At 51.6% G+C, this 21,612-nt stretch carries 17 protein-coding genes; 3 read left to right on the top strand and 14 right to left on the bottom strand.

The genetic code is table 11. The features are described 5' to 3' along the window. Window positions 1-294: 294 nt before the first annotated feature. The 8 genes from A372_RS0110825 to A372_RS0110790 form a co-directional block, all read right to left on the bottom strand. Window positions 295-1,770, bottom strand: a complete 1,476-nt coding sequence (locus A372_RS0110825) for an extracellular solute-binding protein (protein ID WP_019420864.1) — start codon at window positions 1,768-1,770, stop codon at window positions 295-297. A 52-nt stretch (window positions 1,771-1,822) separates the two neighbouring features. After that, a complete protein-coding gene (locus A372_RS0110820) occupies window positions 1,823-2,746 on the bottom strand; it encodes a carbohydrate ABC transporter permease (RefSeq protein ID WP_019420863.1) in 924 nt (307 codons plus the stop codon). A 126-nt stretch (window positions 2,747-2,872) separates the two neighbouring features. Beyond that, complete coding sequence (locus tag A372_RS0110815; RefSeq protein ID WP_019420862.1) at window positions 2,873-3,829, bottom strand: ABC transporter permease; 957 nt, start codon at window positions 3,827-3,829, stop codon at window positions 2,873-2,875. A gap of 221 nt (window positions 3,830-4,050) precedes the next feature. Then, window positions 4,051-5,682 carry a helix-turn-helix domain-containing protein gene (locus tag A372_RS0110810; RefSeq protein WP_019420861.1) on the bottom strand — a complete coding sequence of 544 codons (1,632 nt, stop codon included), beginning with the start codon at window positions 5,680-5,682 and terminating at the stop codon, window positions 4,051-4,053. 106 nt (window positions 5,683-5,788) lie between these two features. Continuing rightward, window positions 5,789-7,606: a cache domain-containing sensor histidine kinase gene (locus tag A372_RS0110805; protein WP_019420860.1), complete on the bottom strand. Its 1,818-nt coding sequence runs from the start codon at window positions 7,604-7,606 to the stop codon at window positions 5,789-5,791. After that, window positions 7,587-9,233 (bottom strand): extracellular solute-binding protein, encoded by a 1,647-nt coding sequence (locus A372_RS0110800; RefSeq protein ID WP_019420859.1) that lies wholly within the window; start codon window positions 9,231-9,233, stop codon window positions 7,587-7,589. The genes A372_RS0110805 and A372_RS0110800 overlap by 20 nt, the downstream gene beginning before the upstream one ends. Before the next feature lie 106 nt (window positions 9,234-9,339). Beyond that, complete coding sequence (locus A372_RS0110795) at window positions 9,340-10,818, bottom strand: methyl-accepting chemotaxis protein (RefSeq protein ID WP_026011004.1); 1,479 nt, start codon at window positions 10,816-10,818, stop codon at window positions 9,340-9,342. Between the two features lie 74 nt (window positions 10,819-10,892). Continuing rightward, window positions 10,893-11,438, bottom strand: a complete 546-nt coding sequence (locus A372_RS0110790; protein ID WP_019420857.1) for a hypothetical protein — start codon at window positions 11,436-11,438, stop codon at window positions 10,893-10,895. Window positions 11,439-11,794: 356 nt separating this feature from the next. Between A372_RS0110790 and A372_RS0110785 the strand changes: the two genes are divergently transcribed. Together A372_RS0110785 and A372_RS0110780 are read left to right on the top strand one after the other, a co-directional pair. After that, window positions 11,795-12,838, top strand: coding sequence for a LacI family DNA-binding transcriptional regulator (locus tag A372_RS0110785; RefSeq protein WP_019420856.1), 1,044 nt, complete (start codon window positions 11,795-11,797; stop codon window positions 12,836-12,838). Between the two features lie 377 nt (window positions 12,839-13,215). Continuing rightward, on the top strand, window positions 13,216-14,205 hold the full coding sequence (locus A372_RS0110780; protein WP_019420855.1) for a glycoside hydrolase family 130 protein: 990 nt from the start codon (window positions 13,216-13,218) through the stop codon (window positions 14,203-14,205). Window positions 14,206-14,386: 181 nt separating this feature from the next. On the opposite strand, the gene A372_RS0110775 is transcribed toward A372_RS0110780, so the two are convergent. The 3 genes from A372_RS0110775 to A372_RS0110765 are packed head-to-tail and all read right to left on the bottom strand — an operon-like array spanning window position 14,387 to window position 18,080. Then, window positions 14,387-16,330: an ABC transporter permease gene (locus tag A372_RS0110775; protein ID WP_019420854.1), complete on the bottom strand. Its 1,944-nt coding sequence runs from the start codon at window positions 16,328-16,330 to the stop codon at window positions 14,387-14,389. Further along, a complete protein-coding gene (locus A372_RS0110770) occupies window positions 16,302-17,075 on the bottom strand; it encodes an ABC transporter ATP-binding protein (RefSeq protein WP_019420853.1) in 774 nt (257 codons plus the stop codon). Before A372_RS0110770 ends, A372_RS0110775 begins: the two co-directional genes overlap by 29 nt. A 36-nt stretch (window positions 17,076-17,111) precedes the next feature. Further along, complete coding sequence (locus A372_RS0110765; RefSeq protein ID WP_443146834.1) at window positions 17,112-18,080, bottom strand: D-alanyl-D-alanine carboxypeptidase family protein; 969 nt, start codon at window positions 18,078-18,080, stop codon at window positions 17,112-17,114. 301 nt (window positions 18,081-18,381) lie between these two features. Between A372_RS0110765 and A372_RS0110760 the strand changes: the two genes are divergently transcribed. After that, window positions 18,382-18,681: a hypothetical protein gene (locus A372_RS0110760; protein ID WP_019420851.1), complete on the top strand. Its 300-nt coding sequence runs from the start codon at window positions 18,382-18,384 to the stop codon at window positions 18,679-18,681. Window positions 18,682-18,732: 51 nt separating this feature from the next. Here the strand turns inward: A372_RS0110760 and A372_RS0110755 are convergent, their stop codons facing one another. The 3 genes from A372_RS0110755 to A372_RS0110745 form a co-directional block, all read right to left on the bottom strand. After that, on the bottom strand, window positions 18,733-19,845 hold the full coding sequence (locus A372_RS0110755; protein ID WP_019420850.1) for a sensor histidine kinase: 1,113 nt from the start codon (window positions 19,843-19,845) through the stop codon (window positions 18,733-18,735). Beyond that, a complete protein-coding gene (locus A372_RS0110750) occupies window positions 19,826-20,527 on the bottom strand; it encodes a response regulator transcription factor (RefSeq protein ID WP_019420849.1) in 702 nt (233 codons plus the stop codon). Before A372_RS0110750 ends, A372_RS0110755 begins: the two co-directional genes overlap by 20 nt. Window positions 20,528-20,681: 154 nt before the next feature. Beyond that, window positions 20,682-21,557, bottom strand: a complete 876-nt coding sequence (locus tag A372_RS0110745; protein ID WP_019420848.1) for a LysR family transcriptional regulator — start codon at window positions 21,555-21,557, stop codon at window positions 20,682-20,684. Window positions 21,558-21,612: the final 55 nt, after the last annotated feature.

Below are 21,612 nucleotides of genomic sequence, written 5' to 3'. Positions count from 1 at the left end.
CCGATGGAAGAGTGTGACTAAGCTCAAAGGGATGAAGTAACTGCTTCAGGCACGTGCGGTGCCAATATCATTTCCCATCTGAACCAGCAGGAGAGTGGAGCTAAACGCGATTGTAGAGGGATTCGTCAGCTTCAGGCAAGAGTTGCAGCACGCGTCGGAGATGGAGCCGTGATTGGCATTTCTATCGACATGTGGTACAAGAGCGACAAATGCGAGAAACACATGAAAGAGACTGCAACCGCCCAATGGATACCTGGCGGTGCAATCTCTGTTAATGGAACGCATTCTTTTGTTTTAGCGCTTGGCATACCACTCGTTAGCGGCCTTCACCATCTCCTCGCCGCCCTGAGCGCGCCATTCGGTGAGAAACTGATCGTAATTGTCGAGCGGCTCCGTCCCACTGATGAAGTTGATAAATGTGTCCTCCTGATACTTGTTCAGCCGCTGCAGGTTTTTCGAGATGTCTGGAATCGGCGGAGCCGCGCTCATCGGATCGATGACGAGCAATCCTTCGGCGTTCTTTTGGAATGTGGCGAAATAGCTTTCCACGACTGGATTTTTCTTCAGGCGCGCCTGCCAGTAAATCGGATAGTTCTTCTCATCCACTCCCGTCAGGAACGAGCTCGCGTTGCTGCGCTCATCGGCGAACTTCGGCATAATCGGTGTATAGACGCCGTCCTCGAGCTTGTGATGTGCGCCTTCCTCACCGATGGCGATGCCCTTGAAGATGTCTTTGTCAAACTTCATGTCGAGCCATTTGACGGCTTCTTCCTTATGCTTCGCGAACTTCGGCACTGCGATGAAGTAGTTAATCGTATTTCCAGCAGAGCCTACTCGTGCCACGCCCGCCTTATCCTTCAACACAGGTACGATCCCCAGCTTTGCATCCGGGAAGTTCTTCGCCAAGGCGTTCACGAGGTTCGGCGCTACCCACCAGCCCGGACTGTACATGGCCGCCTTGCCGCTGGCAACCTTTTCAATCGATTTATCTGCCGTGTTAATGCCCCACTCCGAGTCGATGAGCCCCTCTTTATACAGCGTGCTCATGAAGGCAAGGTATTCCCTCATCTCTGGCGCTTCGACGGAATGAATGATCTTGCCGTCCCGTTCCATCCATGCCGTCGTTAAGCCAAAGACGCTTGCGATGTCCGGATGCACAGGTACTTTACCACCCGTCAACGGGATTACCTTCTTTTTCTCCTTAAAAGCTCTCAGTACGGTGACGAATTCGTCGAGATTCGTCGGCGCCTTCATGTTCATTTCATCGAGCCAATCCTGGCGCACGACAAGCGCGTACGATGCCGTGCCGCTGCCGCCTCCCGTTTCAGGGATGGCATACGTTTTTCCTTCATAGCGCGCGCCTTCCCAAGACTCGGAGCCGATGACCTGCTTCATGTTCGCCCCGTACTGTTCAATTAAGTCATCGAGCGGCTCGAGTGCCCCAGACGACACAAGCTGATAATATTGCGCCGGAGCAAGCTTCAACACATCGTACGGCTCCTTGTTCGCCATAAGCAGGTTCAACTTCTCATCGGCATTCTCCGCGGGCAGCATTTCATACTTAACCGTATAATCGGTCTTCTCCTTCAAATACTGCGCCACCGCGTCTCCGTTCGGCTCGAACCGTTCGAACGGCATCAGTTGCCGCAGTTGCTTCCCGTCCCCTTCTCCACCGTCCGCACCTGCGCCTGACTTGGAGCCGTTGCAGCCGATAAGCGACAGCACCGCGATCACCGCCACGATTGATAACCAGATCTGATTACGCCGCATGAACATTCCTCCGCTCTTTTCTTTTGTTCTCCTGTAGCAATCCTTCACGCCGTTAACCTTTAACGGAACCAATTAACACCCCTTTCACGAAATACTTCTGCAGAAACGGGTAAACGAGCAAGATGGGCAAGGTCGCCACGAGAATCGAAGCGGCTTGAATCGCCTGCGGTGTCGTGTTCATGACGGCATCGATGTTCGGCACATGCCCTCCGTCCTGATAGGTGATGTTGGAGTGAATAAGCAGCTCCTTCAAATACAGTTGAAGCGGTTTCAATTCAGGCGAGTTGATGTAAATCATGGAGGCGAAATAATCATTCCAGAAGCCGACCGCATAGAAGAGCGCAATCGTCGCAAACACAGGCAATGATAACGGCACGGTAATGCGAAGCAGAATCGTCAGGTTGGATGCGCCGTCCATTTTGGCTGACTCCTCCAGCTCATCGGGAAGCGACTCGAAATAGTTTTTGATGATTAACATATTGAACACGCTAATCATACTCGGCAAAAAGAGCACCCATAGCGTATCGATTAGTTCAAGCCGGTGCATGAGCAAATAAGCGGGAATGAGTCCACCGCTGAACAGCATCGTGAACACGTACATCAAAATGAAGAACTTGCGCCCGCGCAAGCGCGGCTTGGACAAGGGATAGGCGGCAATAGCCGTCATAATTAATCCGATAGCGGTGCCCGCCGCCGTTATCGTAACGGATACCATGAAGGCGTTCATGAATTTGGCATCACTCAATACATACAGATAAGTGCCAAACTGAATGTCGACCGGAAACAAGGACACGCGTCCCGATAACACCGCCTCTTCGCTGCTAAGCGATTTGGCGAGCAAATTGAGGAACGGAAACAGCGTCGTCCATGACACGAGGGCAAAAAAGATATAGTTCAGCGCGTGGAAGACACGCTCTCCGGCCGATATGCGGATCGTTGACGGCTTCGCTGTCGTCTTCTTTAGTTCCGTTTTCATGCCGTGCCTCCTTTCTTCAATAGTGGCGCCCCGTTATTTATCTGTCCTTCCCTCTGTTGCTCGGGCGCGTTGATTCATCCACGCTGCGCACTCGACTACGCCGACATGCCGGGCGCATCACGCTCTCTACCAGATGCCGCGATTGAGCGTGCGCCGGCTAATATAATTGCCGCTCATGATGAGGATGAAGCCGACCACCGATTCGAACAAGCCCACAGCAGCCGAGAAGCTGTAATTCTGTTCCCCGAGACCGGTGCGGTACACGTAAGTTCCGATGACGTCCGATACGTTATAGACGACCGGGTTATACATGACGAGTATTTGCTCCGTACCGGCTTCCAGCATGTGGCCAAGCCGCAGGATGAACATGAGCAGGATAACGGGAACGAGCCCCGGCAGCGTAATGTGCCAAATCTGCCTGAACTTGTTCGCGCCGTCCATCTTCGCCGCCTCGTACAGCTGCGGATCGATGGAGCTCAAGGCTGCCAAATAGACGATTGTGCCCCAGCCCGCCTCCTTCCAACCGGCCGTACCGACGAGCAGCCAGCGAAAGACGCTGTTATCGAGAAAGAATTTAATCGGCTCTCCCCCGAACCATTCAATGATTCGATTGACGAGACCTCCATTAATGGACAGCAGATCTATGAACAAGCCGCTGACGATGACCCAAGACAGAAAGTGGGGCATGTAAATAATCGTCTGCACCGGGCGTTTGAACCACATTTTCGTCAGCTCGTTCATCAGAATGGCCAGCAGGATCGGGAGCGGAAATAGAAGCACGATTTTCAGCACCGAAATGATGAGCGTATTCCAAAACACCTGCGCGAACTTCGGAGATTGGAACAGCCGCGCAAAATGCTCCAATCCGACCCACGGGCTGTCCGCAATGCCGCTGAAGATGTTGAAATCCTGGAAGGCAATGACGACGCCATACATTGGGGTGTACTTAAACAAGAGAAGAAAGGCGACGCCCGGTATGAGCGCGATGTATAAGTCCCAGTCCTTGCGCACGTCGCTCCACAGCTTGCGCCAGTAATGACGCGTCGGTGAGCGCGGAGCATTGTCCATCTCTTTCGTATCCATCTCCCCCATCCTTTCCTTGACTCCGCATGCCTCAATCTTGCATTCACTCTCGAAGAGAATATGCTTCGAGTTCTTGCAACCTTCTCAGTGCTGAAAGCGTTCTTTTTGAACTCGCACTTATAGCGTACGGGAAGGCAGCCTTCAGGAATACAGGAGAGTCATGACTTCTTCTGGTAAATTGATAGCAATGCGGCAATTGCTGAGCTGCCCCCACGCCTTCATCATCCTCGCTTCCATTCACTAGGCGTGACTCCCCAATATTTACGGAACACCTTCGTAAAATAGCTGACGTCGCGGAAGCCCGCTGCATGGGCGGCATCATACACCCGATCTCCTTGGAAAAGCACATCCTTGGCGCGCTCCATACGGCGCTCCAGCAAGTAGGCGGAGAACGGGCGGTCCATCTCTTGCTTGAACAGCCTGCTCAAGTATGAAGCGTTCATGAAGAGCCGATCCGCCACTGCCTGCAGCGTAAGCTCGGTATGAAGCTCCCGCTCAATCAGTTCCTTCACTTCCGCGACGAGCCGATTGCCGCTGCGCCGCCTGACCATGCTCGCCTGCATTCCGATCCGCCGCACCACACTCCGCATCCAGTCGCCCCATTCCTGCTTCGTGCGCAGTTCCGCGGCGTGGTGGAACCACTTCGCATCCTCCTGCATAACCTCGTGCATCGACCATCCCTGCTTGCGTATCCAAGTGACGATCCAGGATTGCAGGAACATCATCTGCTCCTTGAGTGTCTCTGCCTGCTCCACCGCGCACACAGCGCCGATCCAAGCCTCTGCAATATCGGACGCAAGCGGCTCGTCGCCCGTACTCCACGCGATATCAAGCTCGCGCTCCCACGGCTCGCTCTGGAGGACTGCGGCTGCATTATCGGGCGGCCGAATAAGTCCGTCTTCCCGATACGGAATGACGATATCCCCCCCATGCACGAGCCGCTGGCTCAGGGCGAACAGCGCTTCCTTATATAAACGGGGTACTTCCGCAAGCCGGCCGTGCGCGGAGCAGATGCCTGCGCTTGCCGTCAGCTTGAGCGACGTCTTGATGTGCTCCAGCATTTTGCCAGCTATCGCATGAATGCTGAGCATCGCGTCGCCGTCCGCTGCAACGCTATCGCCGCCGGCGTGCCGGAACAGAATGCCGATCGGCTTATCGACGTCACGGCACAGCAGAGCGGATCCGGCCCCCATTGCCCTGAGCGTCTCTTCGGCCACTTGGCCAACGGCGAATTGCAAGAGCGCTGCATCTTCGCCGAAGGCTTGCATCCGCTCGGGCGGAAATGGATCGGGCTCGATGACCATGACGGCATAGCGCTCCTCCTGCACAAGGTCGATGCCAAGCTCCGCCAACCGCTGGCGGAAGGCGGCGGCGGAGAGGCTCGCTTCCATGCCCAAGCGCAGCGTGCGCTGCTGCAACACCGGCAGATGATCATGCCACTGCTGCCGCAGCGAGGCGTAATCGTGCTTGCGCTGAATCTCTTGGCGGCGCTCCGCGACCGCCTCCGAGACGGCCTGCACAATCGCCTCCTGTCCCGCCGGCTTCAGCAAATATTGCTTGACGCCCAAGGCTAGCGCCTCCTGCGCGTAAGGAAAATGATCGTGTCCGCTCAAGATGACCGTCTTCACCTCGGCGTTCCATTCCATCGCTTGACGTGCCAGAGCTAGGCCGTCTCCATCCGGCAGTTGGATGTCCACGAGCAAAATATCCGGCCGCTTCACCTGGAGCCAACGTCTTCCTTCCTCCACGGTCGCGGCCGACGTGACTCCCGTTATTCCCGCTTGCTCCCACGGCATCATGTCCGTTAAGCTGTGGCGAAGGCGGGGTTCATCCTCCACGATTAATAAATTCATTCCACTGTTTCCTCCTTTGAACCTTATTAAGCAGAATTCATCTCGGTTGAGTTGGCCATCTGCCTGTCTTCTTATTAATGGAATCGATTGCGATGATTACGACATTTCATGCCATTGCGGCCTTGGGCTCGTACGGCTCGGACAAGGGCAGAATGAGCGTTACGGTCGTGCCCTTCCCCAAGGCGCTATCGATACGGATATCGGCATGCGGGCCATAATTTAAACGCATGCGCGCCACGACGTTTCTCAGCCCGTAGCCCGCATCTGCATCGCCTTCTGGCTGCATGCCATGCTGCACGGGCTGCTGCAGCACGGCCGACAGTTGCCGCTGAAGCCGTTCCCGCACCGCTTCGCTCATACCTGCGCCCGAATCGGACACGGCGATGATGAGCGCTTGCTGCGGTCCTGCATCTTCAAGCCGCACCGTGATGCGCAGCAGCTCCTCTTGCGCTGACTTCTCCACGCCATGGATGAGCGCGTTCTCGACGATCGGCTGCACGAGCAGCTTGACGATAGGCAGCGGCTCGGCCCGCGGATCGACGTCATATTCGACCCGGAACTGATCCATGAACCGCAGCTGCTGAATACGGACATACGCGTGCAAATGCTCCAGGCTTTCCTTTACAGTGAGCGCATCCTTGCCTTTGCTCAGGCTCAATCGGAAAAAGCGCGACAAATGCAGCACCATTTCCGAAATGTCCTCCGCATCCGAATGCTTCGCCATCCAATAGATGGAGTCTAGCGTATTGTACAAAAAATGAGGGTGGATTTGCGACTGAAGCAGCTTCAGTTCTGTGTTGGTCAGCCTAAGGCTCTGTTCATAGTGGTCTTGAATGAGATGCTGCTGCTGCGAGGCCATGTGGTTGAATAGATGCGTCACCATGCCGAACTCATCTTGCCGGTCCGATACCAGACGCACGTCCAGGTTGCCGCTTGTCATGGCCCGCATGCCGCGAGCGAGCTTCCGCATGGGGGCGGCGATGCTTTTGTAAATGCTAAATGCCATAACTAGAGCGAGCACGACGCTCAAGACGATCATGAAGACCGCATAATGCTCCAACTGATAGGATTGGGCAAAAATTTCATCCTTCGGTTGAGCCAACGTCAAGGACCAGCCGTAATAAGGCGATTCGGTGCGAATGAGCACTTGGTTGTGCTTCTCGGCGTAAGAGGCATAGCTGTCGTACGGTTCCGGCCGCTGGGCTGTTCCCGTCACCCATTTTCCATCGGCCGTATACAGATGAATCTCCGCCTGCGCAGAAGGCAGAAGAGAGCGGATATATTGCTGTATGCGCGGAGTATTGAGACTAATAATGAGCGCATGCCGTTCCCGGTTCGGATTATAGATGTCCATGGAACGCACTACTGCCAGACTATCCGCGCCGAATACTTGGCCGAACGGCTTGCCTCCGCCAATACGCTCATCGGGCAGCATGTACACAATCCCGGTGCCCATCCCATTCAGCGTCTGCCGCAGCCATATGCGTTCATCCGCGCGAGCGACAGGCAGCACGCCATGCGCCGTCGATATGACCGAGTTCGAATGATCATGATACACGGCAATCTGTGAGAACATCGGATGTATGGACAGGAAATCGGACAGTTGGCGGCGCATGCGAACGAACGCCATCACGTCTTTTGCTTCCACAGTGCGTCTGGATTGAGCCAGCGTAGCGTTCATTTCTGGGTCCGTCGACAGCATGGCGGACAGTTCCTCTACGTTCTGCAGCACGAGTTCGATGTTGTCCATCAGGGCATGCATCGCGCTTTCCGTTCGCGCCGTCGTCTCAGACAACAACAGCTGCTGCGAGCGCTCATTCGAGAACCAACCCGTCAGCAGCAGCGGAATGAGAATGAGCACGAAATAGACGGTCAGGCGCCACTGAATGCGCTGGCGGAACCGGTTAAAAAGAGCCTGAAGCATGGCCACTACTCCCCTCTTGCCCGCTGCGGAATACTGCCGAACCCACCCGGTTCCTGCTGTATTGGAACCACGCATTCGCTTCGCGGGTCATCTCTTCCCCGCCTTCGGCCAACCACTCGGCTGCATATCGTTCGAAATCGTCCAGTGGCCGGTTCCCGAGCACAATATCAATTAACATATCGTTTTTCTTCAACAGGAGCGGCGCATACCGAGTCATCGCCGGAGTCGGAAGCGATTGAAAGGCGCTCGGCCGCACATAGGTGGCCATATACCGAAGGTTGTCGTACAAGTGATAGCGCATACCGAGCGCATCGAGCCGACTCTGCGTAAAGCCTTCATCGGGAATGTCGGACAGATTCGCATACAGTCCGCGGTAATGATCCCGATTGTGCACCTCCATGTTCGTCACCCGATCTCCATCCTTCCACTCCCACACTTTACCTTCAAATCCGAACTTTAACGTGTCGCGCCCCTCTCCAGAAATAAAGCTCAAGAGCTGCAGCGCTTCGACTGCATGCGGGCTTGATGTCGGAATAACTTGATAAGAACGCACCGTCGGCAACGCATAAATGCCGGTTCCTCCAGGACCCTGCGGATACGGAATTGAAATCCATTCCGCACTTGGATGACGCGCCGCGCTTCTCTCCAGCACACCGCGGGTATCATACCATGTGCCCGCGAACAGTCCGAGGCGCCCTTCCATCACTTGCCGTTCCAAGCCCCGCTGCGTCTGGATTGGAAAGAGCGGATCGACAAGTCCTTCCTCCACGAGCCCGCGTAAAAAGGCGAGGGCGTCCTTCATTTCCGGCAGCATATTCGAATACACCAGCTTGCCATCCCGCTCCACCCATTGGTTCAGCTGAACTCCAAATGCGCCGAACCACGGAGAGGAGCGTCCGAATTCTTCGATAAAGCTAGTGCCGTACGTATCCCGCACTCCATTGCCATCCGGATCGAGCGCGACAAAGGCCCGCATCATTTCCACCATATCCTCGAGCGTCTCCGGCGGCTTAAGCCCGAAGCGGTCCAACCAGTCTTTGCGGACGTACATCATCTCCAAGCCTTCCGCTTCATTCAGACTCGGAATGGCATACACCTGCCCGTTAAAAGACACTTGCTCCCATACCTCAGGCGGGATCCGCTCCTTCAGCTGCGGGGCATAGCGCGCAATCAAATGATCGAGGGGCGCCAGCATCTGCTTGCGCGCATAATGCGACACCCAATTCGGGTCGGAAATGCTGATGAGATCAGGCGTATGGCTCGACATCATCATTACGCCGACGCGATCCTCGTATCGGTGCGACGGTGGAATGATGACTTCCACATTAAGTCCGGTCTTCGCTTCTATGTACGACAAATATGGGTTGTCATTCTCCGTCAACGGCTCGGGGAAGGTTATGCCGAGACTGTTCAACACGACCGTGACTGGTGGATTGGACACGTCCCGCTCCACATTTTTTTGTTCCAAGCTCGCCGAATGACAGCTGACTAGCGACAATAATAGCGAGCATCCCATTCCTATAGCTATGACAGGCTTACATTTGGACAAATCAAACCACCGCATCCCTCTCGAAAAAGCACTCAAAACAAGCCCCGCTACCGTTATTTCAGATTCATGCCCTTGCATGCACACATCTCTCCCTTCGTCGGCAAGGGTGCTGCACCATGCCGTCAAATATAGAAAAAGGGCCTATCAGTATGTATGTCCTGACAGACCCTTGCCCTAGCTTATTCTACTCTTCTGCCGACAATCGCTTCAAGTCGCTGACATGCTTGTCCAGTCTCGCGTATCCGTCGACCAACGCCTTAATATCACTGTGCTGGTGCTCCATATTGGCCAATGCCTCTTCGACGGAAGCCATATGCTGCTCCGTGCTGTCCGTAACGGTGACTACGCCTTGCGCCATGCTCGCGTATTGCTGCTGCAGCTCCTGCACTGCTTCGCGCATCGCTTCGGATTGGCGGTTCACCATATCCGTGTTCTCCGTCATGCTGCGCATGATGCGCTCGACCTCGCCTGTCGCCTCAACGCTTGACGTCACAGCGGATTGACCACGCTGCACCTGTCCGGCTGCTTCATTGATCTGCGCACCAATCGCTCCGAGAATGCGCGTAATATCTTCCGTCGCGCCACGCGTATGGTCTGCCAGCTTGCGGACTTCTCCAGACACGACGGCGAAGCCCTTCCCGTGTTCGCCCGCGCGGGCCGCTTCAATCGCCGCATTCAAGGATAGCAGATTCGTCTGCGCGGATATATCGCTAATCGTACTTACGATATCGCGTACCTGTTCCGTCTGAGCGTTCAAATCGTTCATCAGCTCCACCGTCTTCCGCACCACTCGTTCCACACGGTCGATTTCATTGACTAGCATGTCAATTTGCCCGCTGCCATGCTCTACCAACTGGCGTGTAGCCGAGGCCACCTGCTCCAGTTGATTCGTTCCGTCCGCAACATGGCCCACGGCGCGATCCACGAATTGCACCGAGCTGCCGATGCCGTGCAGATTATCCGTCTGCCGCTCGATAGTCGACGAGATCTGGGCGAATGTGCCTGTCACCTCGCGAGAGATGGCTCCAGTCGATTCCGCGCGCCCCTTCTGCTCTTGGCTGAATTCATCCAGCATCGTAATCGAAGATTGAATCTGCTCAAGCAGCCCTTCGGCCCGCTCCTTCGCCTTCAGCGCCTCTGTACCGCGAACGAGCACTTGACGCTGCAGCCTTTCGCTAAAGACGGCTGATGCGCTGAGCGCAATCGTCACAAAGAGGAGATACATTAATAAATATAGCAACGGCTCGCCCTCAAACAACTGTTTACTCAGAACCGGATCAGACACGACGTAGACCGTCATCGCCATGCTAATAACTCCGGTAAATACGATAGGACGGTAATTCTGATATAACGTCATCAATCCAATGACGACATAGAACAATAAATACGTGCTAAATATCGGATTCGGATCCGACTTCATCAACATCAATACGAGGGAGCATAAAAATACCGGAATCAGGTACATGATGTACTGTGTCCCGATGCGCTTATAGGTCAAAAAGGTAGCCAAGCCGCAAGCGGCAGCCCCGATACCTATCAGCATATATAGCATGGCTCCTGTAATCCCCGCTGCGACATCCGCAACAATGCCGATGCCGAGCATGACCCATATAATTTTGACAAACAATCGGTTGCGCTGGTCAAGTATTGAATGTTCATTCACGCCATCTACCAACTTTCTATCGTTCGAGTTTAATATATTAATAATATGAAATAGTAATGCCATTAAAGTTCACATCAACCAGGTTGACAGCTCATCGAAATATACCATGGATAGGATTCAGGGTCGTGCCAAATGTCGCCGACATGAATGAGTGTCGGAACGACATCATCTCCTTTATAATACGTCTTCTTGCCTACTTGCCTCATTGGGACGTGAAATGAGATGCGAAGAGCCCGGGCAAATACCGGTTCCATCAAGCAAGCGCAATGAACAATGTTATACTGTCGAGAATAATGGACAATGGATGATAAGAGACGTGAAACATTTTGACCTCGATATTCGCGCAGCAAAGCAACCTTATCGACTTCAGCCACAGAGCAAGGATCGGCAGTAATCTCGGCTTGCTCCCGAAACGGGGCGATTTCGTTCAAAGGACTTCCGTTAAAGTGGTACGGCTTTAACTCAAATGTGCCGACAGGAACATTTGCTTCATTAAAGACCAGAACTTGTACCAACGTATGGGCTGAAGGCTCTATTTCATATCCCTCTTCCTTCCAGACTGTTGTCCAAATGGATTGAAAGACGTTGCGATCCGCTTCATGAATTACCACTTTGTGCATTTTTCCAGTGACTCCTTTATGTAAATGATGATGTAGTTATCGGTCACGGATATGGATTTGTTAATGAACAAATATTGAAAATATAGTGTTTTTTCAGGAAAAAAGCATCCTTTCACATTGTAAATAAGCTTGTTCTTCATGCCAACCAAAGTTGCTAAAATTCATACTAATGACCTATATGTGTAATTGTTCATATATAATTTATGTACCTTTTTACAGCTGCAGATGTTCTATAACACGATCCACTTTGTAACTTTACATTTGTCAAAAATGTAAACCTCAATTATACTTGTACTAACTCTACACGGTACGTATTACATGTTTGCTAATCAACCACTAATCGGAGCGATGAACAAATGGCACAATCAAAGATTACCCAACAGCATATCGCCGATGCGCTGAGCTTGTCCCGCAACACCGTCTCCAAGGCGCTCAACAATGATCCGGGTATGCCCGAGGATACGAAACGTCGCGTCATTCAAAAAGCGCTCGAGCTCGGCTATACAAAATTTCATCAAGACCTGCCTTCGGCGGAATCTGCGCCGGCCAAAAATCGGCTTGTTTCCTTACTGACTCATTCTGATTATATGGGCAACCATTACTGGTCGACCTTCCTGAGGGGCTTGAACGGGACGTTGAAGGATGCCGGCTATACGCTGGCTATGACCATCGTCGATATGGAAGAGGAAAGGGAACTGCGGCTGCCTGCGTTTTTCTTGCAGCAGAAGCCGGCAGGCGTCATTATGATCGGGCCCTTCTTGCGCGAATATTACGAAGTGATTGAATCGGCCGGCATTCCATCTATATTTATCGATACGCATGCCGAATTTAACTTAGGGCTGCTGCGCAGCGATATTATGTTGGTGGATAACACTCATAGCGTATATATGCTAACGCGAGAATTGATTGCTCAGGGACATCGCCAGATCGGGTTCGTGGGCGATATCGGTTCGTGCCTAAGCTATCAAGAACGCTGGACTGGCTTCCAGCAAGCGCTGCGTGAAGCCGACCTGCGTGTGAACGAATCGTGCTGCATCATTAACACGATGCCACGGCACTATTATAATGAGGCCGAGCTTCAAGAAGCGTTCGCAGCCATGAAGCACAAGCCGACGGCCTTCGTCTGCGTCAATGACGCCATCGCGCTTGAAATGATGCAAGTAATCCGGAATGCAGGCTTGCGCATCCCGGATAATATTGCCTTAACCGGCTTCGACAATATTACCGAAGCGATGCTCGTGCAGCCTTCCTTAACGACGGTGCATGTGCCGAAGGAAGAGCTTGGCATGCGCGCAGGCGAGCAAATCGTATGGCGCATGAGCAATATCGGCCGTCCGAAGGAACTCGTTCGCCTCGCTGTCGACATTATCTGGCGCGATTCGGTTAAACAGCCTGTTTAAGTTTACATTTGCACAGTAAATGTCACATATTTCAGGTATTTTGCACACAATATTGGATGTAAAATGCCCAAAACCAACTTGACATTATGCATGCTCTGTTTTACTCTTTAGGTATACGGTAACGCTCCTACAAGAGGGGATCACCGGTTGATTATGTACACAAGTGAGTGTTCAAATACCAGAAGATCATCGTGATCAAAAGGGAACTTTTTGAACAACCTCTACAAGCAACACGTTGCGGCACAGGTCTATTGACGATGTAACATGACAACAATACTAACAAGGCTCTCAACCTTAGTCTCAAGGTCTCAACGATGTCATTGTACTTATGCTGCACAGGTTCAACATGAAAATTAACGCAAAGCGAGGTTTGCATCATGAGCCAAATTAAAATCATCGGTCCAGACATTCCGAACATGCCATGGGAAGAACGTCCAGAAGGCCATCGCGACGTCTTGTGGCGCTACAGCCAAAATCCTGTTATTCCACGGGACCTGCTGCCGAACTCGAACAGTATCTTCAACAGTGCTGTCGTTCCATTTGAAGGCGGATTCGCCGGCGTATTCCGTTGTGACGACCGCAATCGCTACATGCGTTTGCATGCTGGCTTCAGTAAAGACGGCTTGAACTGGGACATCAACCCAGAGCCTCTCACGTTTGAATGCGACGATCCTGAGATCGGCAACTTCATCGAGGGCTACGACCCGCGCGTATGCTGGATTGAAGACCGTTTTATCGTTACTTGGTGCAACATTTACCACGGACCGACGATCGGTGTAGCGTACACGCATGACTTCAAAACATTCCACCAATTAGAGAATGCATTCTTGCCTTATAACCGGAACGGCGTTATGTTCCCACGCAAGATTAACGGCAACTACGCAATGGTGAGCCGTCCGTCCGATACGGGCCATACTCCATTCGGCGATATCTTCTACAGCGAGAGCCCGGATCTGGAATTCTGGGGACGTCATCGTCACGTAATGGCACCGCTTGGCGGCTGGCAGAGCAAGAAAGTCGGCGCAGGTCCGATTCCGATCGAGACAAGCGAAGGCTGGTTGATGATTTACCATGGCGTATTGAATTCCTGCAACGGCTTCGTATACGCATTCGGTGCTGCGATTCTCGACCTGGATCAACCATGGAAAGTGAAATACCGCAGCGAACCGTACTTGCTGCAACCGTCCACACTGTATGAGTGCGTAGGCGACGTGCCTAACGTAGCGTTCCCTTGCGCATCACTTGTCGACGCTGCAACAGGCCGCATCGCGATTTACTACGGCGCTGCCGATACAGTAACGGCGATGGCATTCGGTTATGTCGATGAAATCATCGACTTCGTGAAGAACAACTCCCGCGTGGAGTAAACCCTAATGCAACCACAAAGAATGCAAGTCAAGGACCTTACGGTACACTCGCTTTCTTTGTAACCCCTATAACCTATGGCAATACGAAAATCCCCTTAAGACTAGACCGTTGATTACGGTTTGCTTAGGGGGATTTTTGCTTCACATCAACTGCATATTCTGCTCGTATTGCTCATACTGCTTATACCATCGCTTTTTGCAATTGCCGGAGATATCGCCACCGAATGATGAGGAAGTATACGATTTGCACGGCGAAAAAGCTGGCGAGCACGGTTAACGTGCTTTTTCCGACCGAAAAATGGACCAATTGCTGCAGTGCTGTAAAGGCAACTCCGCTATGAATGACAGCAACTACGATCGGCAAGAAGAACATAATGAGAAGCTGGCGCGTCACCACTTGATGCAGTTCTTTTCGGGTCAAACCGATTTTAGACAGTAATTCCACCTGCTGTTGATCCCGTTCCCTATCCGTATAGAGACGGAAGTACAAGAAGCTTGCGGCAAAAGTGAAAAACACGACTCCGATCAATACGCTGATGAGCAATAACAAGCCATTGGCCTGCTTGGCCATAACCCATTGAGGATACAACGCAACAAAGGAGAATGCCCCTTCTTCGTAATTATTCTTATTCTCAGGGTAGAAAAATGTCATTAATTTATCCGTCACGGCTCCCGCCTTCTCCCAATGGTCCACGACAAAGCCATGTACCGTATAAGAAGATCCCCCTTCCCGGTCGTTATCCGGCAGCTTGTCATACATGGAGTCCGACACGACAACGAGCTGAATAATTCCATAATCTTGCGGAAGCACCTGGTGTGCGGCCGCCTTGATGAGTTGGAATGCCATTTTCGTCTTTCCTTCGGTTAATTGAACCTCATCAACCGCACCCTGATTGCTATATATTCTTTCCTGATACACGGAAGTAGGAACGACGAAAGCCTCGTTGTCCTGTGTTAACGTCTCTGTCTCATAGCCGAGCGCTGCAGCCATATTGTTATAGTCGGACAACTTCATGAATGTCAAATCGTTCCCGGCATATTTCAAAGCAGCGGATGCTTCCCGGTATGAAACATTCGCCTCATCAAGCCGCTTCTTAATCTCTGCAGCATGCTCAGCTTCCCGCTCATTTCCCTTGTAAGAGTAATAGGTGAAGGCATACGGATTCGTCATTTCCGCCAAGCCTTGATGTCCGATCGCGGTACACGTGCCGATAGCTGTAAAAGCGACCGCGGAAATAACCGCGACAATAAAAAACAGCTTCGCATTGTCCTTTAACCGGTACGCAAGCTCCGAGATCGTAAGCAGATTCGTCTTCTTAAAGTACATCCGTTCTTTTCGCTTCAACGCGCGCATCACATATACGCTCAATTGGGTGAACAAGAAATACGTTCCTACGACAACGAGTACGACACCTGTCATGAGCACAATCAGTGAATAACTCAATCCCGTGGCAAAGGAAAACACAGTCATGTACCCTGCTCCAATGAGAAGGATGGCTAAGAGCGACAACCAAACCGATGCTTGCGGATCCGGTTTGGGCTTCTCTGATCCTTTTAGCAAGTCAATCAACCGATTGACTCTCACCATTCTGGATGTAACTAGGGAGATGAGAACAAAGAGAACCAGAAAGGCTGCTAACGTAGTAACGACCGCTTGAACGGGAACATAGAACGAAAGACCATTATCTATCGCCAATAATTTTGAAATCATAGCTAGAATGAACTTGGAAAATAGAAGCCCGATCGCAATCCCAGTCATACTGGCAGCACAGCCTATCAGCATATTCTCGATGAACACCAGGTTGCGGAATTGCCGATGAGACATCCCGTGCATCATCAGAATGCCGAATTCTTTGTTTCGGGTCTTGAGAAACGAACCGACAGAATACAAGATAAAGAAAAATGAGAAAATAACAAGTAAAACTTGCGATACGCGCAGTCCCATCGTCCCTAGCAGGCTCATCGTCACGCTCGATGACGCAAGCTCGCTATCCAAATCCGGGTGAAACAAGAGCAAGGCATAGGTGAAAAACATCAAAACAGAAAACGCGCTGCTCCAAAAATGCGCCGCATACATTCGTTTATTGCGAACGATATTATGATAGGCCAACTGTGAAAAGGTCATCTCGATTTCCTCCTAGCACAGATAGAACATCCATAATATTGCGCATGAAAATATGCTGATTGTCACTGCGTGAAATTTCATGATGAAGCCGGCCGTCTTTGATAAACACGACGCGATCGCAATAGCTCGCCGCCATCGCATCATGAGTAACAAGCATCATCGTCGTTCCGTCCTCCTTATTGAGCTTGGACATCGTCTCCATCACGTCGCGGGATGCTTTGGAGTCCAAGTTGCCGGTCGGCTCATCGGCCAGCAGCAGCTTAGGACGGTGAATGATGGCGCGTGCAATCGCCGCACGCTGGGCCTGTCCTCCGGATATTTCATAGGTCCGCTTATGCAATATCGTGGTAATCCCTAATTTTTCCGCGATAGCTTCTACTTTGCGATTCAATTCTTCTACGCTGACTCCATCCAACGTTAAGGGAAGCACAATATTTTCCTTCACTGTCAATGTACCTAGCAAATTAAAGGCCTGAAAGACAAATCCCAGTTCACGACGGCGGAATATGGCCAGCTTTTCCGATGACAAATGGAATGGATTACTTCCATGAATCAACACTTCGCCCGACGTCGGAGCATCGATTGTCGCGATCATATTCATTAGAGTCGTCTTCCCGCTTCCAGACGGCCCCATAATACCGACGAATTCCCCTTCCGCTATCGAGACATTAATATGGGACAGCGCTTCGTAACTTATTTTCCCTGCATATGTTTTGCTTATATCTTTTATTTCTACCATCGACATCTTTATCAATCTCCCACGTTTTCTTATAGTTGAAAATTATGCTTTGAACCGCTCAAAACCGTAATCGAGCAGTTCTTGCGAATCCGACCATACGCTGTCTGCGTTCGAATGAAGCACGACCGCGATAATCCGGTGTCCCTCCCGCTCGGCGGAAGAGACGAGGCAGTATCCCGCTTCATCCGTGAATCCGGTCTTTATTCCTGTCGCGCCCTCGTAGTAGTAGCCGCTGTCTTGCTGCAGAAGCCGATTCCGGTTCGTCAGCGTCTTCATCACCGCACTCGGAGCAGAAGAAACGAGCTTCACTTCTGCCGCGACTTGGCCGACAATGCTGCGGAACAGCTCGTTCTTCATCGCTTCCTTCGCTATTACTGCCAAATCATAAGCGGAGCTATAATGATTCGCATTATGCAGTCCGTGCGGATTCGCAAAGTGGGTGTTGCGCAGCCCCAGTTCTTCCGCCCGCTTATTCATCAGGTCCACAAAGGCGGTCATAGCCTCTTCTTCGCTTAATGAGGCATCTTGCCGTGACTGCCTCCCCAGCTGAACGGCGATCGTGCGCGCCGCATCATTGCCTGAGGGCAGCATCATCGCTTCAACGAGCTGCTTCCACGTGAGCCGTTGCCCGAAGCTTAATCCAGCCACGCTTTCCCCAGGCTCGGTCCATAGCACTTCCTTCCCGACGGTCACTACCGTATTCATATCCGCCATTTCGAGCGCTAACAGCGCTGTCATCATTTTCGTCGTGCTGGCTGGAGCCTTCCGCTCTTGATCGTTCTTATAAAACAAAATTTCCCCCGTATCTTGATCCATTACAACTGCAGACTTAGCTGACAGCTCCTCCATGGCAAATGCCCGATTGCTGGAAGATACCTCTATATGTTCCACGACCTTATTCACGAGATGCTTGATACGGTTAGAAGAAGGATGAATAACCATCCAAATGCCCAAGGCCAAGATTCCGCCTATAAACAACCAATTCTTTATCTTGAATTTCAATGCTATCACCCTCGAATATCATTATAATCTCGAATTTCGTTTCGATAATCGTAATGATAAAGGAGAGGCTTTAATAATGTTCTAAGCAAAGATGAAGAAAACTTAAAAAAAGATGAAGAAAAGATGAAGTTGTAACGATGAGCAGCGAATGTAGAAGGAAATAACAATTCATTTACGATTTTGTGAAAAAAAGTGCAATTCCATCTTAATGTCCAGCCGAACTGGACTTTAGCAGGGGGTGATTCGCATGAAGAGATTTATAATGGAAGTATAGCTATGAAAGTTGAAACATGATGAAGGAGGTACACCCATGAAACGTAACATCATTGCTTCTGTTCTCATCTTAGGAGGAAGCCTCTTATTAGGTACTACCGTCTACCAAGGCGTCGCTCAACTCGCGGGAAGCGATTCCGGATTATCCCGTGACCGCGGGGGGAACGATAACGATACACATATGATGGAGTGCACGAATATGAATGAACACATGAATCGAATGGAGCGCTCAGGGATGTCGATGCATACGGACCGCATGGAGCGTGCGAATATGCCGATGCGCACGGAAAGATCGGACATGATGGAGCAATCCGGAAACCATTGCCACAACATATAGATGAAGGATGAACCGAAGGACGTGACTTCCACGCCTTCGGTTCTCGTCTGTTCAGCCAGTGCCGGACGGCGAAGCGATGCAGGGAAGTTCGATAGTGAACCGGGTGCTTTCCATTTCGCTGGCAGCCGTAATCGTGCCGCCATGCAGCTCCACAATCGTTTTTGAGATCGCGAGTCCCAGACCAGAGCCGCCCGTTTCCTCCGAACGCGACTTCTCTACCCGGTAGAACCGATCGAAGATATAGGGCAGATCCTGCTCTGGAATCGGTTCCCCGCAGCTGTTCACGGTGATGGCAACCCGGTTCCCGCTCCGCCGCAGGCCTATTTCCACTAGGGTGCCTGGTTGAGCATAGCTCATGGCGTTCGTTAACAGGTTGTCGAATACTCGCACCAGCTTGTCCGGATCCGCTTCCACCCAGTATTGATCCGCCTGACTGTTCATGCGGATGGAAAGTCCCGCCTGCTCCATCGGATATCGGTAATGCACGCACAGCTGTCCCGCCATTTCCGCCACATTCAGCGGCTTCGTCCGCAACGCCATCCCCCCGTTCATTCGGGTATACTCGAATAGATCGTTAATCATGACGTTCAGCCGCTGCGCTTTTTCATACGCAATATTCGTATAATGTCTCAGCTCCACTTCATCCCGATATCGATCCTGCTCCACCAACCCGAGATACCCGATAATCGAGGTGAGCGGTGTACGCAAGTCGTGCGATACGCTGGTTACGAGCTCATTTTTGGTGCGCTCCGCTTGGCGTTCTTCCTCCATAGACCGTTTAAGCCGCCGTGTCATCATATTGATGTTGTCAGCCAGACGGCCTAACTCGTCATTTGTTACAATGTCGCACTGCGCATCCAGATTGCCGTCCGCAATGTGCTGCACGGTCTCCGTTATCTTCTCAATATTTTTAATGAGTCGGCGGTTCAGCAAGAAATAAATGAGGATAAACAGCACTAGTCCTGCGATAACAAGTGACGGCACCTCTCCTAAATTATTGTCGGCAAACCTGATCAACCTGTTAATAAACGGAATGCGAAATTCAGTATATACCAGAAATACCACATAAACGAGCAATGCCAGACTCCCCAGTGTCAGCACGATGCTGAGAGCAAACGTAAACAACAGCTTCCACCGGATGCTTCTATACCAAGGCTTGTTCAATCTTGTATCCTACTCCCCATACGGTCTGAATGAACTTGCCGCCGCTCGATTCCAGCTTGTCCCGCAGCTTGCTAATATGAACCGCCACCGTATTGTGCGATCCGTTAAAGCCTTCCTTCCAGACGCGTTCATACAGCTCCTCTGCACTGAACACCCGCCCGGGATGCCCGGCCATCAAATACAAAATATCAAACTCCATGCTCGTCAGATGAACGACATGTCCGTCTACCTTCACCGAATGAGTCTCCTTATTAATTTCCAACCCCTGAATACGGATGATGCCTTGAGGTGCCGTATTCACCTGCAGCTGAGCATTCAATTGGTACGCACGCCGCAGCAAAGACTTCACGCGCGCGACCAGTTCCAGCGGATTAAATGGCTTTACCATGTAATCGTCGGCGCCGGTCATGAGCCCCATAATTTTGTCCATATCCTCTGCCTTCGCACTCAGCATCAGCACCGGAGTAGCCTGCTTCTCGCGAATCTTCATGCATGCAGCAAGCCCGTCCAGCTTGGGCATCATCACGTCCAGTATGACTAAATCCACCCGCTGGTGTTCGATCACATTCAATGCCTCAAGACCATCGTACGCTTTTATGGACTGGTATCCTTCATTTTTCAAATAAATTTCAATCAATTCAGCAATTTCCTTGTCGTCATCGACAATTAAGATGTCCGTCACGTTCCGTTCCTCCTTGCCATTTCCTCGCGGCAATCATCTGGCAATAGAATACCTTGATTTCCCCTGAGGTTCAACTCGCATGACCAAGCTCCCGCAATAGGAGCGACTATCTTGTCATTTTCTCCGTTCTGTCCCCTACTAATTAAACGAAAAACTACATAAAGGATCGGAAAAAATCTAAAAACCGTCTTCCCTCCGTCACATCGCGCTTCATTATCGCATACGTCCGTGCCGTCGGCAGCTTCAGCTCTGGACAGTCCACCTGCAAGAGACGCCCCTCCATCCGTTCTCTCCGCACCGTAATTTCGGGCAAGAACGAGATGCCGAGGCCTTCTTCAATAAAACGCTTCGTCACATGCACCTGCGTGACAAGCATCGTTCTTAGATACGGGTACCTCATCTGCAGCTCCTGCATAATCGGTTCCCAATACTCCGGATGATTATAGGTAAGCAGCATATGTCTCGCGAGCAGTTCCTCCAGATCCAGCGGGGCGGCGACCTCGTTATCATAACCATCATGCGGCGCCACGAGTATAACCCGATCCTCGCCCAGCACTTCGCACGACAAGCTATCATCGTTAGCCCACATACGTGACAAGCCGAGATCGACTTGATTTTGCAGAACGGCGTCCGCAATATGCTTAGATTCAAGCACCTGCACCTGAATCTCCACATCCGGGTTCGTGTCGACGTACTGGCTCAGCACATGCGGGATGAGATATGCAGCAACCAGCGGCGAGACCGCCAAATTCAAGCTGCGTGAGAACCCCTGCTTGAAGCGGAGCAAATCCTGCAGCCCCTCCTTGTGCACGTCGAGCAGATGCTTCGCGTGCGGCAAAAAGCGGCGCCCTGCTTCCGTAAGCTGCACCCGCCTCCCTACCCTTGTAAAGAGCTGGCAGCCCAAGTATTGCTCCAGCTGCTTCATCTGTATCGTGACCGTCGGTTGGGAAATGTACAGATCTTCCGCAGTCCGCCGGAAATTTTCATGGGCCGCCGCATGCACGAACGTATGAATCCATTTTAAATCCATTGCGAGCCCTCCCTGATTATGATTTCTTATCAAATCAATAGAAACGTTTCAATAT

It is taken from the genome of Paenibacillus sp. OSY-SE (assembly GCF_000283315.1).
Taxonomy (GTDB): domain Bacteria; phylum Bacillota; class Bacilli; order Paenibacillales; family Paenibacillaceae; genus Paenibacillus_B; species Paenibacillus_B profundus.
This window is presented reverse-complemented; position numbering and strand designations above follow the sequence as displayed.